Raw genomic sequence first — 16,568 nt, 5'->3', positions numbered from 1 at the left:
GACCACCTCCAAGAGCGCGGACGCAAGACCAAGCAGCTCACCGTCTCCCACGCCTTCCACTCCCCCCACATGAACGGCATGCTCAACAACTTCCGAGAGGTCGCGAAGGGCTTGACCTTCCACGCGCCCAAGATCCCGATCGTCTCCACCGTCACCGGCACCCTCACCACCGACGAACTGACCCACCCCGACCACTGGGTCAACCAGGTACGCCAGCCCGTCCACTTCCTCACCGCCACCCGCACCCTCGAAGCCACAGGCACCACCACATTCCTCGAACTCGGCCCCGACGCCACCCTCACCACCCTCGCCACCGCCTCCGCCACCCACCCGGACACCGTGACCGGCATCGCCCTCCTGCGCGCCGGCCGCCCCGAGGCGGAGTCCGTCGTCTCGGCTCTCGGCGAGCTGCACAACCGGGGCGTCGCCGTCGACTGGGAGGCGTACTTCGCCGGGGCCGGCGCCCGCCGCGTACCCCTCCCCACGTATGCCTTCCAGCGCGAGCGCTACTGGCTCAACCCGACCGCAGCGACGGCGGACGCCGGTGACCTGGGGCTGGCTCCGGCCACCCATCCGATCCTGGGTGCGACGGTCGAACTCGCGGAGAGCGGCCGGACGCTCTTCACCACGCAGGTGTCGCTGCGTACGCATCCGTGGCTGGCGGGCCACACGCTGCACGGCACGCCGGTTCTGCCTGCCTCCGCCGTGGCCGAACTCGCCCTCCACGCAGGCGACCACATCGGCACCGACACCCTCGACCACCTCACCCTCACCACCCCCATCCCCCTCACCACGCCCACACCCACACCCACACCCACACCCACACCCACACCCACACCCACACCCACACCCACCCAACTCCAACTCACCCTCGACCCTGCCGACGACACCGGCCGCCACCCCTTCACCCTCCACACCCGCCCCGCCGGGACCGAAGCCCCCTGGACCACCCACGCCAAGGGGTTGCTCAGCAAGGCACCGAACGGGGCGCCCTTCGAGCTGTCGCAGTGGCCGCCCGCCGGTGCGGAGCCGGTTGCGCCGGAGGATGCGGACGACTCGATCGCCGCCGTCTGGCGGGTGGGCGAAGAGCTCTACGCCGAGGTGGAACCGGTCGAGGACGCCCAGCCGGATGTGGCGGGCTTCGGTCTGCATCCGTCGCTGCTGGAGGCGGCCCTGCGCGCCGCCACGCCTGCGGCCGACTCCGGCCGCGCTCGGCTCGTCGGCGACTGGCGCGGGTTCCGGCTTCATGCCGTGGGGGCCACCGCGCTGCGCGTGCGGCTGACGCCGGTCGCCGGGGGCGGCTGGTCGGCCCGGCTGGCGGACCGGACGGGACAACCGGTGGCCACCGTCGACGCCGCGGTGTGGCGGACGGTCGATGTCGGCGAGATCGCCGAGGCCCGTGACCGGGACCAGGACGCGCTGTTCCATGTGGACTGGGAGCCGCTCGCCGCGCCCTCGACGGACCCTGACCACCGCCCGATGCGTTGGGGCGTGCTGGGTTCGGCACCTGCCGACGGGGCTGCCCTCGACGCCCTACTGCTGCGGGTGGCGAGCGGTGACGGCGAAGTCGACGCAGGCGACGCAAGCGACGGCGGCGACGTGCCGGCCGCACTGCACCGCCTCACCCTGCGGACGCTGGCAGAGGTGCAGGAGTGGCTGGCCCATGAGCGCGCGGACGGAGCGCCGCTGGTCGTCGTCACACGAGGCGCGGTGGCGGCCGCCGACGAGGATGTGCCGGATCTGGCCGCTTCGGCCGTCTGGGGTCTGCTGCGTTCCGCGCAGTCGGAGGCCCCCGGCCGGATCGTGCTGATCGACACGGACGGCAGCGAAGCGGGCACCGAGCTGCTGTCCTCGGTCCGGAGCTCGGGCGAGCCGCAGGCGGCGATCCGTGAGGGCAGGGTTCTGCTGCCGCGGGTGCGGCGCACTACTGCGCCGGCCCCGGTCCACGGCAGCGGGTCGGGCAGGTGGAGCCCGGACGGTACGGTGCTGATCACCGGCGGTACCGGCACCCTCGGCGCTCTCTTCGCCCGCCACCTCGCCACCCACCACGGCGCCCGCCACCTCCACCTCCTCAGCCGCCGCGGCGACCAAGCACCCGGCGCCACCCAACTCCACGACGAACTCACTGCACTCGGCGCCCACGTCACCATCACCGCCTGCGACGCCGCCGACCGCCAAGCCCTCGCCGACGCCCTCGCCACCATCCCCACCGAACACCCCCTCACCGCCGTCATCCACACCGCAGGCACCACCGACGACGGCCTCCTCACCACCCTCACCCCCGAACGACTCACCACCGTCCTCCGCCCCAAGGCCGACGCCGCCTGGAACCTCCACACCCTCACCCACCACCTCGACCTCACCGCCTTCGTCCTCTTCTCCTCCATCGCCGGCGTCATCGGCGGCGCGGGGCAGGCGAACTACGCGGCCGCCAACGCCTTCCTCGACGCCCTCGCCCACCACCGCACCGCCCACGGCCTGCCCGCCACCTCCACCGCCTGGGGCCTCTGGGCGACGGACTCGGGTATCGCGGGTGAGCTGACGGAGGCCGACATCGCGCGCGTCGCGCGCGCCGGTTTCCCACCGGTCGAGGCGGACCGGGGCCCGCGGCTGCTCGACCTCGCCCTGCGGCATCCGCACCCGGCTCCGGTCATCACGCCGCTGGACGTGGCGGCGATGCGGGAGAACCCGGGCCAGGCGGGTCCGCTGCTGGGCGCGCTGGTGCGCAGGCCGTCCCGGCGTACGGCGCAGAACACCGACAACGGGGCGGGAGCCCTCGGTGAGCGGCTTGCCGCGCTGGACGAGGCGGAGCAGCTGCGGCTCGTCCTGGACGTCGTGGTCGCCGAGGCGGTCGCGGTGCTCGGGCATGCGGATCCGGCGGGCATCGACACCCGGCAGGCCTTCGCGCAGGTGGGATTCGACTCGCTGACGTCTGTGGAGCTGCGCAACCGGCTCAGTGCGGGCACGGGCCTGCGGCTGCCCGCGACGCTGGTGTTCGACCACCCGACGCCCGTCGCGCTGGCCGGGTTCCTGCGGGACGCCCTGGTCGGGCCGGGCGGTGAAGGGACGCCGCCGACGCGGCGGCGGCAGGTGGACTTCGCGGCGGAGGTTCGGCTCGCGGACGACATCCGGCCGGCGGCCGAGACGCTGCGGGCGGTGGACGATCCGCGCGAGATCTTCCTGACCGGTGCGACCGGGTTCCTCGGGGCGTTCCTGCTGCGCGACCTGATGCGGGAGACCCGGGGCACGGTGCACTGCCTGGTGCGCGCCTCCGACGCCACGGAGGGGCTGGCCCGGCTGCGGGCGAACCTCGAGTGGTACCGGGTGTGGGACGAGGTGGACCCGGAGCGGCTGAGGATCGTGATCGGTGATCTCGCGCAGCCCCGGCTGGGCCTGAGCGAGGAGGAGTTCGACGCCCTGGCCCGTACGGCCGACGTGGTGTACCACGCGGGGGCCACGGTCCACTGGCTGCACCCGTACACGACGCTGAGCCCGGCGAATGTGCGGGGCACCGAGGAGGTGCTGCGGCTGGCGGCCCGTCATCGCACGGTGCCGGTGCACCATCTGTCGACCACCGGTGTGTTCGCCGGTGAGCTCGCGGGCGGGGTGCCGCTCCGGGTGGAGGACGCGAGCGGCCCGGCAGAGGCCCTGCCCAGCGGCTATCTGCAGAGCAAGTGGGTGGCGGAGCAGGTCATCGGGCTGGCCCGGGACCGAGGGCTGCCGGTTTCGGTCTACCGGGTCGACGTGATCTCCGGCGATGTGCGCAACGGCGCCTGCCAGACGCGTGACTTCGTCTGGCTGAGCCTGCGCGGGCTCGTCCAGGCCGGGGCCGCGCCGGCCGGTCTCGTCGGCACGGTGCACCTGACACCGGTCGACTATGTGAGCGCCGCGGTGGTGGCGCTGTCGAAGAAGGCAGACACGGCCGGCGGTACGTTCCATCTCTACAACCAGAGTCATCTCAGCTTCGGTGAATTCGTGGCGCTGCTGCGCAAGGGCGGCTATATGCTCGACGAGTTGGAATGGGACGCGTGGCGCCGGCGTGTCGAGTCGGACCCCGACAATGTGATGCTGCCGTTGCTGGAAGCCTTCGAAATGATGTCCTTCCACAACGAGTCCTTCTATCCTCCGGTCGATACGGGCGTGGCCGAGCGCGCGCTGGAGGGGTCGGGGATCGGGTGCCCGGAAATGACCGGTGAGCTCTTCGAGAAGTACGTCGAATTCTTCGTCGGGGCAGACTTTTTCCCGGCGGCCGAGGTGAGGGTGTGAGTCTCCTGAGGAGCCAGTGGTTCAGGCAGTACCAGCGGGACTCGGCGAGCGGGCTGCGGCTGTTCTGCTTCCCCCACGCGGGGGGCGCGGCGAGTACGTACGTGCCGCTGGCCCGCGCGCTGGCACCGGCGGCCGAGGTGGTGGCCATCCAGTACCCGGGCCGTCAGGACCGCCGGAACGAGCCGCCCGTCGAGTCGGTCACCGGGCTCGCGGAGCTGATCGCGGACGAGTTGCTCGCCTCCTTCGCCGAGCACGAGGACGGGAACGAGGACGAGGACGCGAACGCGGAGGGTCGGCACGGGAAGGACGGGCGTCCGTACGCGTTCTTCGGGCACAGCATGGGTTCGGCCATCGCGTACGAGACGGTCCGGCTGCTGGAGGCGCGGGAGGCCGTACGGCGTCCGGTGCGGCTGTTCCTGTCGGGGCGGGGCGCCCCGACGCCCGGGCCGCGGAGCAGTGACCGGCTGAGCGGCGACGCTGCGCTGATCGCGGAGATCCGGCGACTGGGCGGCACCGGAAGCCGAGTGCTCGACGAGCCGGAGCTGCTGGAGATGGTGCTGCCCGCGCTGCGGGCGGACTACGCGGCGCTCAGGACCTACGCATGGGAGCCGGGACCGCCGCTGCGCACGCCCATCACGGTGCTGGTGGGTGACAGTGACCCGGTCGTGCCTGCCGACGACGCGCGGGGCTGGCTGGAGCACTCCGCGGTGCCGGGCGAGTTCCGGACGTTTCCCGGCGGGCACTTCTATCTCGACGGCCGTACGCAGGAGGTGGCGCACCTGGTCGCCGCCACACTGGAGGCCGCGACGGCCCGCTGAGACGCGGTGCACAACACGCCGGTGGGGCGTGAACCGGATTCCGGTTCACGCCCCACCGGGCTTTCCGCTCGTGCTGGGTGGACGGTCAGTGACCCGGCCCCTGCCAGGTGCGGGGCCCGCGGAAGCCTCGCGCCCGTTCGGGCCTGCGCCAGCGGGTCGACGCCCGTCCGCGGCGGGAGACGTCGTCCGGCTCGGCGCCGACGGCGGCCACGCGGGTGAGCAGGACCGCGGTGAGCGCGGCGAGTTCCTCGGCGTCGGGGTTCCCCCGTTCCACGCGCACGAGCGGCTCCGCGGCCGGCTCCGCGGCCCGTACGACCGGCTCCGCGGCCGGTACGGGCGCCTCGGCGTCCCGTCCGGGCGGCCGCGCTGCCTGCTCGCCGGTGCTGTCCGGCCGGGCGCTCACTGCGGTGGGTTGCCGTGCTTGCGTACCGGCAGCTCGGCGTGTTTGGCCCGCAGCATGGCGAGCGAGCGGATGAGGACGGAGCGGGTGTCGCGCGGGTCGATGACGTCGTCGATCAGTCCGCGCTCGGCCGCGTAGTAGGGGTGCACCAGCTCGTTCTTGTAGTCCTTGATCTTCTGGGCCCGCATGGCGTCGGGGTCGTCGGCCGCCGCGATCTCCCGGCGGAAGACCACATTGGCCGCGCCCTCGGCGCCCATCACCGCGATCTCGTTGCTCGGCCACGCCAGCGCGACGTCCGCGCCGATGGAGCGGGAGTCCATCACGATGTACGCGCCGCCGTAGGCCTTGCGCAGCACCACGGAGATCCGCGGCACGGTGGCGTTGCAGTACGCGTACAGAAGCTTCGCGCCGCGCCGGATGATGCCCTCGTGCTCCTGGTCGACGCCCGGCAGGAAGCCGGGTACGTCGACGAGGGTGACGATCGGGATGTTGAAGGAGTCGCAGAACTGGACGAACCGCGCCCCCTTCTCGCTCGCCTTGATGTCGAGCACGCCGGCCATGGACGAGGGCTGGTTGGCGACCACGCCCACGACCTGCCCGTCGAGACGGGCGAGGGTGCAGACGATGTTGGGCGCCCAGGCCGCGTGGACCTCCATGTGCTCGCCGTCGTCGACGAGTTCCTCAACCACGGCGCGGATGTCGTACGAGCGGTTGCCGTCGGCCGGGACCAGGTCCAGCAGGGCGTCGCCCGCGCGGTCGGCGGGGTCCTCGCCGATGTGGGCGGGCGGCAGCTCACGATTGTTGGACGGCAGCAGGGACAGCAGGTACCGCACCTCGGCGAGGCAGCTCTCCTCGTCGTCGTACACGAAGTGCGCGACGCCCGAGACGCCGGCGTGGACGTCTGCGCCGCCGAGGCCGTTCTGCGAGACCTCCTCGCCGGTGACGGCCTGCACGACGTCGGGGCCGGTGATGAACATCTGGGAGATGTCCCGTACGGCGAAGACGAAGTCGGTCAGCGCCGGCGAGTAGGCGGCGCCGCCCGCGCACGGCCCGAGCATCACGCTGATCTGCGGGATGACGCCGGAGGCCTTGGTGTTGCGCCGGAAGATGCCGCCGTAGCCGGCGAGGGCGGAGACCCCCTCCTGGATCCGGGCTCCGGCACCGTCGTTGAGAGAGACGAGCGGGGCACCGGCCGCGATGGCCATGTCCATGATCTTGTGGATCTTCTGGGCGTGTGCCTCGCCCAGCGCGCCGCCGAAGATGCGGAAGTCATGCGCGTAGACGAAGACGGTGCGGCCCTCGACCGTGCCCCAGCCGGTGACCACACCGTCGGTGTGCGGACGCTTGGCCTCCAGGCCGAAGCCGGTGGCGCGGTGCCGTCGCAGCGCTTCCATCTCGGTGAAGCTGCCCTTGTCGAGCAGTAGCTCTATTCGCTCATGGGCCGTCAGCTTTCCTTTGGCATGCTGGCGTTCGGTGGCCTTGGGATCGGGCCCGTTACGGGCGAGGCTCTTGAGTTCGGCAAGTTCGTCGAGCCGGTCGGGTACCTGGGATTCGACGGTCGGCAAGGTTCCCCCTTGGGACATCGCGGTCGGGATATCGCGGTGATCGGTCGTGGTGGTCACGTGAGCGCGCGGGACACCGGCGGCAGCGCGCACTCGCGCGCCTCTAGCCCGGCGAGGAGTCCGGTCGCGTCGTCGGTGTGGAGGCAGTCCGCAGACAGCCGGCGCACGGTGCACCGCTGGTCCTCGGCGCCCTGGAACGCGACGGCGGCGCGGTGACCGCCGCGGCCGGAGCCGGTGGGCAGGTTGCGTACGGTCCAGTCGGCCGGCCTGCGGGGGGCGCCGGGGCCCTCGCGCTCGCCGAGGTAGTCGGCGGACAGGTCACGGCCGAGCCCGGTGCCCGTCGCCTTGAGGTAGGCCTCCTTGCGCGTCCACAGCGCGGTGAAGGCGCGACGGCGTTCCTCGGTGGGCAGGAGGGCCAGCTCCTCCCGCTCGGCAGGGTGGAGCGAGGGGATGCAGAGGTCCGCCCTCTGCACCGAGGGCACTTGCTCCACGTCCACGCCCACAGGCTTCGCGGAGACGGCGACGAGGGCGAGGCCATGGCTGTGGGAGAGGGAGAAGTGCAGCGGGAAGGGGGCGTCGGCGACCACGGGCCGGCCGTGCGGGCCTCCGCAGCCGGGGCAGGGCTCGCGCCCCAGGAGCACATCGCGCGGACGGACGCCAAGAATGGCGGCGAGCACGCGCCGCAGGGCGATGTGCGCGGACTCGTAGAGCAGTCGGTCCTGGGGCCGTTGGAAGGAGGCGGCGCGCTCGCGTTCCCGGTCGTCGAGTTCGGACACTCTCAGCGGCCGCGCGGCGCTCCTGGCCCAGGGCCGGGGCAGCATCCACAGCTGCAGTTCGTTGTCGGTGACGGTGAGCCGTCGGGCGATCCGCCGGCCGGGGAGAACGCCCGGTCGGCGCCTTCGATGATCGGGCACGGCCTGTACGGTCATGGTCGATTCCCTTCGGGACATGCTCACCGTAAAGAAGTCTGCGGCGATTTCCGTCAGGGTCAATGATGACCGTCAATTGTTTGATCAGTTCGCTGTCGAGTAACTGAACGGTCTGCTGTGACACGGAAATTACCGGACGGTGATTCCCGTACCCGGCGGTTATTCCGGTACGGCGGCAAGCCGCGGCAGCAGGAGTTCCCAGAAGCCGGCCAGCGTGTTCGGGGAAAGCCACTCCTGGCTCTCCCTGCCGAGCAGCCCGAACCCGACCGTGGCGGCCACGATCACGGCGACGACGTCGTGCGGGACGACGGAGCGCATCAGCCCGCCCGCGTCGCGCGCCTTGTCGATCAGCTTCTGCACGCATGCGTGCCACTCGCGCCGGAGGTCCAGATCGGACCGGCGGGTGACGTCGAAGTTGAGCTGGAACCCGGCACGGAAGACCACATTGGACCGCAGCAGCCGCGACACCTCCTGCGAGGCCTCGGCGAGTGCCTGGAGCGCGGGTCCGGTGCTCCCGCACGCCTCGCGCACGACGGCACGCAGTTGTTCGTACGCCGCCGCTTCGACGGCCGCGGCGAGCGCCGCCTTGTTCTCGAAGTGGAAGTGCAGGGCGCCGGTGCTGACGCCCGCATGGTCGCTGATGGTCGCCAGCGTCGCCTGCACATAGCCGTACTGCTCGAACGCGACGGCCGCCGCATGGACCAGGTCACGGCGGGTGCGTACTGCCCTTTCCTGCTTCGACACGGACGGCTCCCTGCTGCTCTACTCCTGGACGTCCATCGAACGGACTCCGTACGCCCATCGGCCGGTCGGCCGTGCTCCCGGCGATACGCGGGACGCGACGGCGAACGTCGCTCTCCGGAATCCCCGGTGCACGGAGAGCACTGTACGACAGCCCGGCTTATAAAACCATCCACGCTGTATGTTCTTGCGGTAACTGACAACTCTCGGCCAGCCGCGCCCCCGTGATGGCCGATTTCTCCTCTGATGAACCCTCAAACAAACCGGGAAAAAGGTTTGTTTGAGGTCCGGGTACTCAGCCGCCGAGACCTCAGCTCGGCATGCGCTCGATCGCCACCATGGCGGCGTCGTCCCCCAGATGCCCGCCGGCATGGCGCAGCAGGTCGCCGCAGAGGCGGCCCAGGAGGGCATCGGGGCCTCTGGCGGACCAGGTGGCCACCCGTTCCTGCAGGGGGTAGAAGGTGCCGGCCCGGTCGCGGGCCTCGATGACACCGTCGGTGTAGAGCAGGACGATGTCGCCGGGCTCGAAGGCGAACGTCTCCACGGACAGGTCGCACTCCACGAACTCGGTGAGACCCAGCGGCGGCAGAGGGTGGCGCACGTCGAGCGGGACGACCAGGCCGTCGCGGAGCAGCAGCGGCGAGGGGTGACCGCAGTTGATCAGGTGAAGGTCCGGCGCCTCGTCCGGGACGTCCAGGACGGCCGCGGTGATGAACGACTCGTCCGGACCATCGGTGCCGTCGGCGGATGCGCCGGGGTCGTCCAGGTCGGAGGAGACGGCTCCCTCCAGATGGGCGACCAGCGCCGTCAGGTCGGCCTGCCGGTGGGCAGCGCCCCGGAAAGCGCCGAGGAGCAACGCGGCGTCCCCGATCGCCGCCAGTCCCTTGCCCCGTGCGTCGCCGATGACGAACCGGGTCCCCCCGGCGATGCGGGCGGCGGCGTACAGATCGCCGCCGATCTGCGCCTCGCTCTCCGCGGCCAGGTAGACGGAGGCGATGCGCAGGGGGCCGATCCGCTGGGGCAGGGGTCTCAGGACGACCTGCTGTGCCGCCTCGGCCACCGAGCGGAGCTGGGTGACTTCCTTCTCGTGGCGTTCTCGCAGGTAGGCGAAGAAGGTCGCGAATCCCGAGATCACGATCAGGGTGATGAGCTGGAACGAGTGGTTCAGGTCGATGAGCGTGGTGCGCGCGATCGCGACCACCGCCTGGGCGAGGACGGCGAGCACACCGACGAACGCGGTGGTGCGGGGCCCGGCGAACGACGCGGTGATGGCGGGTGCGGCGACGAGGAAGGGGCCGAGGTGGACGGCCGGTGGTGCCAGGATGTCGACCACCGTGACGAGCGCGATCAGCGCGATCGGCACCAGCAGCAGGGCATGGTGTGGCTCCCATGACACGCAATGGGCTCCGCGGAGCCGTCCAGGAACCATAGGTCCTGAATACACCGCGCCACGGGTCGGCGCCTGCGCCGCCGTGCCCGGCCTCCGCGCCGGGCCGTCGGGCAGGGCGTCACGCCGGGCCGTCGGGCCAGGCGTCGGGCAGGGCCTGAGCCGCCGGTCACCGCAGGGACGCGGCGGGCGGGCGCTCGCGCACGGCGCCGTAGGCGAGGAAGTACGCCGGGACCCGGTTCAGCCACCGCGAGGTGGTGAGCAGCCCGGTCAGCCGCTGCACCAGGCGGGGGTTGCCGAAGGGCGGGCGGCCCGCCAGCAGCGGTTCGACGACGCGTGCGTGGGCGGTCCGCTGCAGCGCCTGGGTCACGGCCGTGGTCGGCAGGCGGCGGCGCTGCACCGCCCGTACGTCCCGCGGGCCGATCGCGCCCCGGCGCAGCGGTCCGACGAGATACCGGGCGGCGGCCACGGCGTCCTCGACGGCGAGGTTGATGCCGATGCCGAAGACCGGCGACATCGCGTGCGCCGCGTCGCCGATGCACAGCAGACCCGGGCGGTGCCAGTGCCGTAGGCGGTCGAGCCGTACGTCGAGCAGCTTGACGTCGTCCCACGACCGCAGCGCGTGCGCCCGGCCCGCGAGCCAGGGGACGGCGGCCGTGAAGTCGGCCATGAAGCGCTCGAGACCGGCGGTGCGGCGCGCGGCGTCGGTTCCCTTGGGGATCAGGGCGGCGCACTGCCAGTAGTCCCCTCGGTCGATCATGGCGCTGAGCAACCGGTCACCCACGCCCCCCACCAGCCCGTGCGGGTCCCCGTCACGCCGCGGCAGCCGGAACCACCAGGCGTCCATCGGGCACGTGAAACTCCGCAGTCCCAGTTCGGGCAGCGACCGGGCCAGCGAGCCCCGGCCGTCGCAGGCCACCGTGAGACCGGCCCGCAGCGTGCCGGTACGGCCGTCGGCCGTGCGGTACCGCACCCCTGTGACCCGTCCGCGCTCCATCAGGAAGCCCTTGGCCTCGGTGTTCATCCGCACGGAGAAGGACGGCTCCCGCCTCGCCTCGTCGGCGAGGAGGTTGAGCAGGTCCCACTGCGGCACCATGGCGATGTAGTTGTACTTGCCCGGCAGCGAGCCGATGTCGCCGACGGTGACCAGCGAGCGGCCCCTGCCGAGCGGCAGCTGGATCGTCGTCACCCGCCGCTGCGGCAGCTGCGCGAACCGCTCGGCCAGGCCCAGCTCGTCGAGCAGCGCCAGCGTGGACGGATGCACGGTGTCGCCGCGGAAGTCGCGCAGGAAGTCACCGTGCTTCTCCAGCACCGTGACCGCCACACCGGCCCGGGCCAGCAGCAGACCGAGGACCATTCCCGCGGGGCCGCCACCCACCACACAGCACGTGGTCCGCTCCATCGCTCCCCCTCCCTTCGGCGCCATCCCAGGACCTTCCACACTGGGACATATACCCTCAAGACCTGACAACTCGCCGCGGTGATGGCGGCGTACTCCGGGAGGCATCATGAGCCAGCAGCCGGTCCTTCTGCCCTACGCCGACCCTGCCTTCGTCGCGGATCCCTTCCCGCTCTACCGGCAGCTGCGCGAGGACGGCCCCGTGCGTCGCGCCGTCATCGCGGGCGGCCTGGACGCCTGGCTGGTCACGCGCTACGAGGACGGCATCGCGGCCCTGTCCGACCCACGGCTGAGCAGCGACGTACGCGACGCGTCGGACACCCGGCTGCTGCAGCAGCTGCCCGAGACGGAGCGCGAGTCGATGCTGAGCAACATGCTCCGCTCCGACCCGCCCGACCACACCCGACTGCGCCGCCTGGTCTCGAAGGCGTTCACCGCGCGCCGGGTGGGCGAGCTGCGGCCTCGCATCCAGTCCATCACCGACGGTCTGCTCGACGCGGTCGTGCCGGCCGGCCGCGCCGACCTCGTCGCGGACTTCGCCCTGCCGCTTCCGGTCACCGTGATCAGCGAACTGCTCGGGGTGCCGGTGGACGACCGGCACGAGTTCCAGCGGTGGACCGACGACATGATCATGCGCGGCGCCGAGATGCCGGACCCGGCCGTGGTGAACGCGGCCTGGCAGGAGATGCGCGCGTATCTGACCAAGCTGCTGGAGACCAAGCGGGCCAGGCCCGGGGACGACGACCTGCTCAGTGCGCTCATCACCGCCCGGGACGAGGAGCAGCAGCTGAACGAGGACGAGCTGATCGCCATGGCGTTCCTGCTGCTGGTCGCGGGCTACATCACCACGGTCAACCTGATCGGCGGCGGCATCGCCGCACTGCTCGCCCACCCCGGCCAGCTGGAGCTGCTGCGCTCCGATCCGGAGCTGCTGCCGGGCGCGATCGAGGAATTCCTGCGCTACGACGGACCGGTCAGCCCCGGCATCGCCCGGTTCGCCCGCGAGGACGTCGAGATCGCGGGCGTGACCGTCCCGCGCGGAGCGACCGTGCTGATCGCCTCGGCCATCGCCGACCGCGACCCGGCGAGGTTCCCGGACCCCGACCGCCTGGACGTCACCCGGCGGGACAACGCCCACCTCGCCTTCGGGCACGGCATCCACTACTGCCTGGGGGCGCCGCTGGCCCGGCTGGAGGGCCAGGTCGCCATCGGGACCGCCCTGCGCCGCCTTCCCGGGCTCGCCCTGGCCGTACCGCCGGGCGAGCTCCGGTGGCGGCCGGGCGGGCTGCGTGGCCCCGTGAGCCTGCCGGTCACCTTCACGAACGGCGGTCGGGTCAGGGGCGGATAGCGCCCACGGCGGGCGGCTGCCGCGCGATACCGTGCGGCCATGATCGCTATTCAGTTCGACCGCTTCGGTGGTCCGGAAGTCCTCACGCCCGTCGAAGTGGCCCCGCCGGCCCCGGGCCCGGGAGAGTTACTCCTCAGGGTGGAAGCCGCCGGGGTGAACTTCGCCGACACCCACCAGACCGACGGCTCCTACCTGAGCGCCGACAGGCTCCCGTACGTCCCGGGGAGCGAGGTCGTGGGGCGCACCCCCGACGGTCGGCGGGTACTGGCACGCGTGTCCAACGGATACGCGGAACAGGTGGTCGCCAAGGAATCGTCCGTCTTCGGGATTCCCGAGGAACTCGACGCCGCCCAGGCGCTGGCCCTGCTGATGCAGGGGCTGACGGCATGGCATCTGCTCCGTTCCGCGGCCCGCCTGCGCACGGGCGAGACCGTGGTGGTGCATTCCGCGGCAGGCGGCGTCGGCAGCCTCGTGGTCCAACTGGCCAGGGAATTCGGTGCGGGACGTGTACTCGCACAGGCCTCTTCGCCGTCCAAGGCCCGACTCGCCCTGGACCTCGGCGCCGACGCGATCGTCGAGTACCCCCTGGAGAGGGGCGCCGACGTCATTCTCGACGCCGTCGGCGGCGAACTCTTCGACCGGGCACTGGCGTCCCTCGCCTCCTTCGGCCGCCTCGTCACCTACGGAAACGCCTCCCGCAGCGGGTTCACCCCGGTCGACCCCGCCCGCCTGAACCGGCTCAACGCCTCGGTCGTGGGCTTCTGGCTCCGTCCCACGCTGGCGGCCCCAGGAGCGGTCGGCGGGCCGCTCACGGAACTCCTCGACCTGGTGGCGCGCGGCCGCGTCACCCCCGTCGCCGGAGGCAGCTATCCGCTGGCCGAGGCCCGGCGCGCGCACGAGGACCTGCTGGCACGGCGGACGGTCGGAAAGATCGTGCTGCGCCCGTAGGGAGTCACCGAGTGACGGCGCGGGGCCGGGCCGAGGGGCGTGGCACGCGGGGATCGGCGAACGAGAGGCCGCGGAGACCGTCACCGTATAGGCTCGCATCAGTATGAGCCTGAACGCATGACTATCCAGAGGGGTGACTCATGGTCGATACGCCCAAGGGGTTCGCCGTCCATGTCGCGCCGGTCGGCGCGGGTGACGACGGCCGGGACGACTTCACGGTACTGCTGTCCACGGAGCCGGCACAGGTCAGCGCGGTGTTCACCCGGTCCAGGTTCGCGGGCCCCTCCGTGCTCCTGTCGCGCGAGGCCGCAGCCGACGGTGTCGCACGAGGTGTGGTGGTCGTGGCCCGGAACGCGAACGTCGCCACAGGCGCGCAGGGTGCGGCCAACGCCCTGGAGGTACGGGACGGCGTCGCCAAGGCGGTCGGTCTGCCGCCGGAGGAACTGCTCGTCGCGGCCACCGGGGTGATCGGCCGTCAGCTCCCGATGGAGAGCATCAGGGCCCATGTCGCCACGCTCGGACGGCCGTTCCCGGAGGACCGGGGCTTCGAGGCGGCCGCGCGCTCCATCATGACCACCGACACCCACCCCAAGATCGCATCGGCCCGGGTCGGTGAGGCGACGATCACCGGTATCGCCAAGGGGGTGGGCATGCTGGAGCCGGACATGGCGACGCTGCTCACCTTCTTCGCCACCGACGCGCGGCTCGCGCCGGAGGTGCAGGACCGATTGTTCCGCGAGGTCATGGACATCACGTTCAACGCGGTGAGCATCGACACCGACACCTCCACGTCGGACACGGCGGCGCTGTTCGCGAACGGGGTCGCGGGCGAGGTCGTCCCGGACGAGTTCAGGACCGCGCTGCACCGCGTGGCGCTCGACCTGGTCAAGATGATCGCCTCCGACGGCGAGGGCGCGAGCAAGCTCATCCAGGTCGAGGTGGCCGGAGCCCGGGACGCGGCGCAGGCGAAGCGGGTCGGCAAGTCGGTCGTCAACTCACCGCTGGTGAAGACCGCCGTTCACGGCTGCGACCCGAACTGGGGCCGGGTGGCGATGGCGATCGGAAAGTGCCAGGACGAGACGGACATCGACAAGGAAAAGGTCGCCATCCGCTTCGGCGATGTGGCCGTCTACCCGCCCCGGGCCGACGAGGACGCGGTCCTCGGAGCCCTGACGGAGTATCTGCGCGGCGAAGAGGTCGTCATCGGCATCGATCTCGGCATCGCCGACGGCGCGTTCACGGTCTACGGGTGCGACCTCACCGAGGGATACGTGCGGCTGAACTCCGAATACACGACCTGAGCCCGGCCGTTCGCGCGTTCGCGCGCTGTTCTCCGGCTGTTCCCCGGGTGAAGCACGGGACAGCCGGAGTGTCCTTGGCCGGAAAACGCTGACCCTGCGTATGCCTTGCATATCCTCCTCGTCACCAACGGTGACAGGTGGAGGTCTTGCTCATGCTGCGGCTGCGGCGATCGGTTCTGAAGGGGACGCTGGCGGCCGGGGCCGCGGGGCTGCTGTCCGGTGGCGCGGCATCGGCGACAGCCACCACGTCCGCCGCCTCGCAGCAGCGGGCGGCGCAGGGTCCCGCTCGCGGCCCTGTGGCGCCGGCCCCGTTGACGATGCGCTGGCTCGGGGTCGCCGGCTGGGAGCTGACCTTCGGCGGCGGCGACACGGCCACGGGCCCGCGCAGTCTGCTCTTCGACCCCTACTTCAGCCGTATGCGCTGCCTGAACGCCGACGGGAAGCTCGATCCGTCGCTTCCCCTGCGCCTGGACGAGACGGCGGTCGCGGAGGCGGCGCGCGGCAGGCTCACGGGCGCGCCCGAGCTGATCCTCGTCAGCCACGGGCACTTCGACCACATCGCCGACGTACCGCGGTTGCTCGCGCACCCGGAGTGGCGGGACCACCGCATCCGCACGCTGTGCGACGACTCCTCGCGACATCTGCTGACGGCTCTCGGAGCACCCGAGAAGCGCGTCGCCGATGTCATCACCGTGCGGGGCGGCGAGTATCTGCAGTTCGACGGCTTCACCGTGCAGGTCTTCCGCAGCCTGCACAGCCAGGGCGCGGACCACGGCTACTTCGCCCCCGGCCGGCTCGTCGCCCCGCCACCGTCCCGGCCCACGACGCTCGGTGAGCTGCCGGAGGGCGAGACGCTGATGTACGCGGTGACGGTCGAGCGGGGCCCGACCGTGCTGCTGTCCGGCGCCAGCAACTACATCGCCCGCGAACTCGCCGGCCTTCGCCCGGATGTGGCGGTGGTCGGGATGACCTCGCACTCAGCCGTGCACGGCTATCTGGAGCGACTGCTGGAGGTGCTGGGGGATCCGCCACTGCTGATTCCCGGTCACCACGACGACATGGTGTCCCCGCTCACCGCGGCACGCGTGGACAGCGCGGCGGCCGCCGCGCTGTCCACGGCGGTCTCGGCACGCCCGACGGCGCCACGCACGCGGGTGCTCGACCCCCGGCCGTACGAGCCGCTCGACATCACGGCGGAACTGTCCACGTAGCCGAGGAACGGGACCGGGCGCCCGCGCCCCTCTCCCCTACGCCCTCCGGGCGTGGGGATGGACTCCGGGAGGGACACCCCGGCGCACCTCGCAGTACCCGGCGGCACCCTCAGCCCGTCCGACGCTTGAGAAGGACACCCCGGCCCACCCCGCGGTACCGGCCCACATCAAGCCCGTCCGGCGCTCCAAGGCGGCCACCCGATCCCACCCCACAATGCCGAGCGCACCCCCAGGGGCCCGGGGCAGAGCGCACCTCGG

General features: G+C 71.8%; 12 protein-coding genes. 6 read left to right on the top strand and 6 right to left on the bottom strand.

Features of this window, described 5'->3' with window-relative positions; genetic code table 11:
* Positions 1 to 4,266, top strand: a 4,266-nt coding sequence (locus ACWCP0_RS19285) for a thioester reductase domain-containing protein (protein ID WP_451079995.1), incomplete at its 5' end; no start/stop codon positions are given.
* Positions 4,263 to 5,084 (top strand): thioesterase II family protein, encoded by an 822-nt coding sequence (locus ACWCP0_RS19280; RefSeq protein WP_451079994.1) that lies wholly within the window; start codon positions 4,263 to 4,265, stop codon positions 5,082 to 5,084. The genes ACWCP0_RS19285 and ACWCP0_RS19280, both read left to right, overlap by 4 nt.
* A gap of 85 nt (positions 5,085 to 5,169) precedes the next feature.
* On the opposite strand, the gene ACWCP0_RS19275 is transcribed toward ACWCP0_RS19280, so the two are convergent.
* The 6 genes from ACWCP0_RS19275 to ACWCP0_RS19250 form a co-directional block, all read right to left on the bottom strand.
* On the bottom strand, positions 5,170 to 5,487 hold the full coding sequence (locus ACWCP0_RS19275) for an acyl-CoA carboxylase subunit epsilon (RefSeq protein ID WP_451079993.1): 318 nt from the start codon (positions 5,485 to 5,487) through the stop codon (positions 5,170 to 5,172).
* The gene (locus ACWCP0_RS19270) at positions 5,484 to 7,067 is read right to left on the bottom strand and encodes an acyl-CoA carboxylase subunit beta (protein WP_451079992.1); all 1,584 of its coding nucleotides are present in this window, start codon (positions 7,065 to 7,067) and stop codon (positions 5,484 to 5,486) included. Before ACWCP0_RS19270 ends, ACWCP0_RS19275 begins: the two co-directional genes overlap by 4 nt.
* A gap of 35 nt (positions 7,068 to 7,102) precedes the next feature.
* Positions 7,103 to 7,975: a 4'-phosphopantetheinyl transferase family protein gene (locus ACWCP0_RS19265; protein WP_451079991.1), complete on the bottom strand. Its 873-nt coding sequence runs from the start codon at positions 7,973 to 7,975 to the stop codon at positions 7,103 to 7,105.
* Positions 7,976 to 8,134: 159 nt separating this feature from the next.
* Positions 8,135 to 8,719, bottom strand: coding sequence for a ScbR family autoregulator-binding transcription factor (locus tag ACWCP0_RS19260; RefSeq protein WP_451079990.1), 585 nt, complete (start codon positions 8,717 to 8,719; stop codon positions 8,135 to 8,137).
* A gap of 307 nt (positions 8,720 to 9,026) precedes the next feature.
* Entirely contained in the window at positions 9,027 to 10,145 is a 1,119-nt protein-coding gene (locus ACWCP0_RS19255) for a PP2C family protein-serine/threonine phosphatase (protein WP_451079989.1), read from the bottom strand.
* 127 nt (positions 10,146 to 10,272) lie between these two features.
* Positions 10,273 to 11,505 (bottom strand): FAD-dependent oxidoreductase, encoded by a 1,233-nt coding sequence (locus ACWCP0_RS19250; RefSeq protein ID WP_451079988.1) that lies wholly within the window; start codon positions 11,503 to 11,505, stop codon positions 10,273 to 10,275.
* A 106-nt stretch (positions 11,506 to 11,611) separates the two neighbouring features.
* Between ACWCP0_RS19250 and ACWCP0_RS19245 the strand changes: the two genes are divergently transcribed.
* From ACWCP0_RS19245 to ACWCP0_RS19230, 4 genes are all read left to right on the top strand, one after another.
* Entirely contained in the window at positions 11,612 to 12,850 is a 1,239-nt protein-coding gene (locus ACWCP0_RS19245; protein ID WP_451079987.1) for a cytochrome P450 family protein, read from the top strand.
* A 39-nt stretch (positions 12,851 to 12,889) separates the two neighbouring features.
* Positions 12,890 to 13,798 (top strand): quinone oxidoreductase family protein, encoded by a 909-nt coding sequence (locus ACWCP0_RS19240; RefSeq protein WP_451079986.1) that lies wholly within the window; start codon positions 12,890 to 12,892, stop codon positions 13,796 to 13,798.
* Positions 13,799 to 13,938: 140 nt separating this feature from the next.
* On the top strand, positions 13,939 to 15,099 hold the full coding sequence (gene argJ / locus ACWCP0_RS19235; protein ID WP_451079985.1) for a bifunctional glutamate N-acetyltransferase/amino-acid acetyltransferase ArgJ: 1,161 nt from the start codon (positions 13,939 to 13,941) through the stop codon (positions 15,097 to 15,099).
* A 137-nt stretch (positions 15,100 to 15,236) separates the two neighbouring features.
* The gene (locus ACWCP0_RS19230) at positions 15,237 to 16,310 is read left to right on the top strand and encodes an MBL fold metallo-hydrolase (protein ID WP_451079984.1); all 1,074 of its coding nucleotides are present in this window, start codon (positions 15,237 to 15,239) and stop codon (positions 16,308 to 16,310) included.
* Positions 16,311 to 16,568 lie beyond the last annotated feature (258 nt).

It is taken from the genome of Streptomyces sp. NPDC001970 (assembly GCF_053594115.1).
The sequence above is the reverse complement of the archived record's forward strand: the minus strand, read 5'-3'. Positions and strand labels throughout refer to the sequence as shown.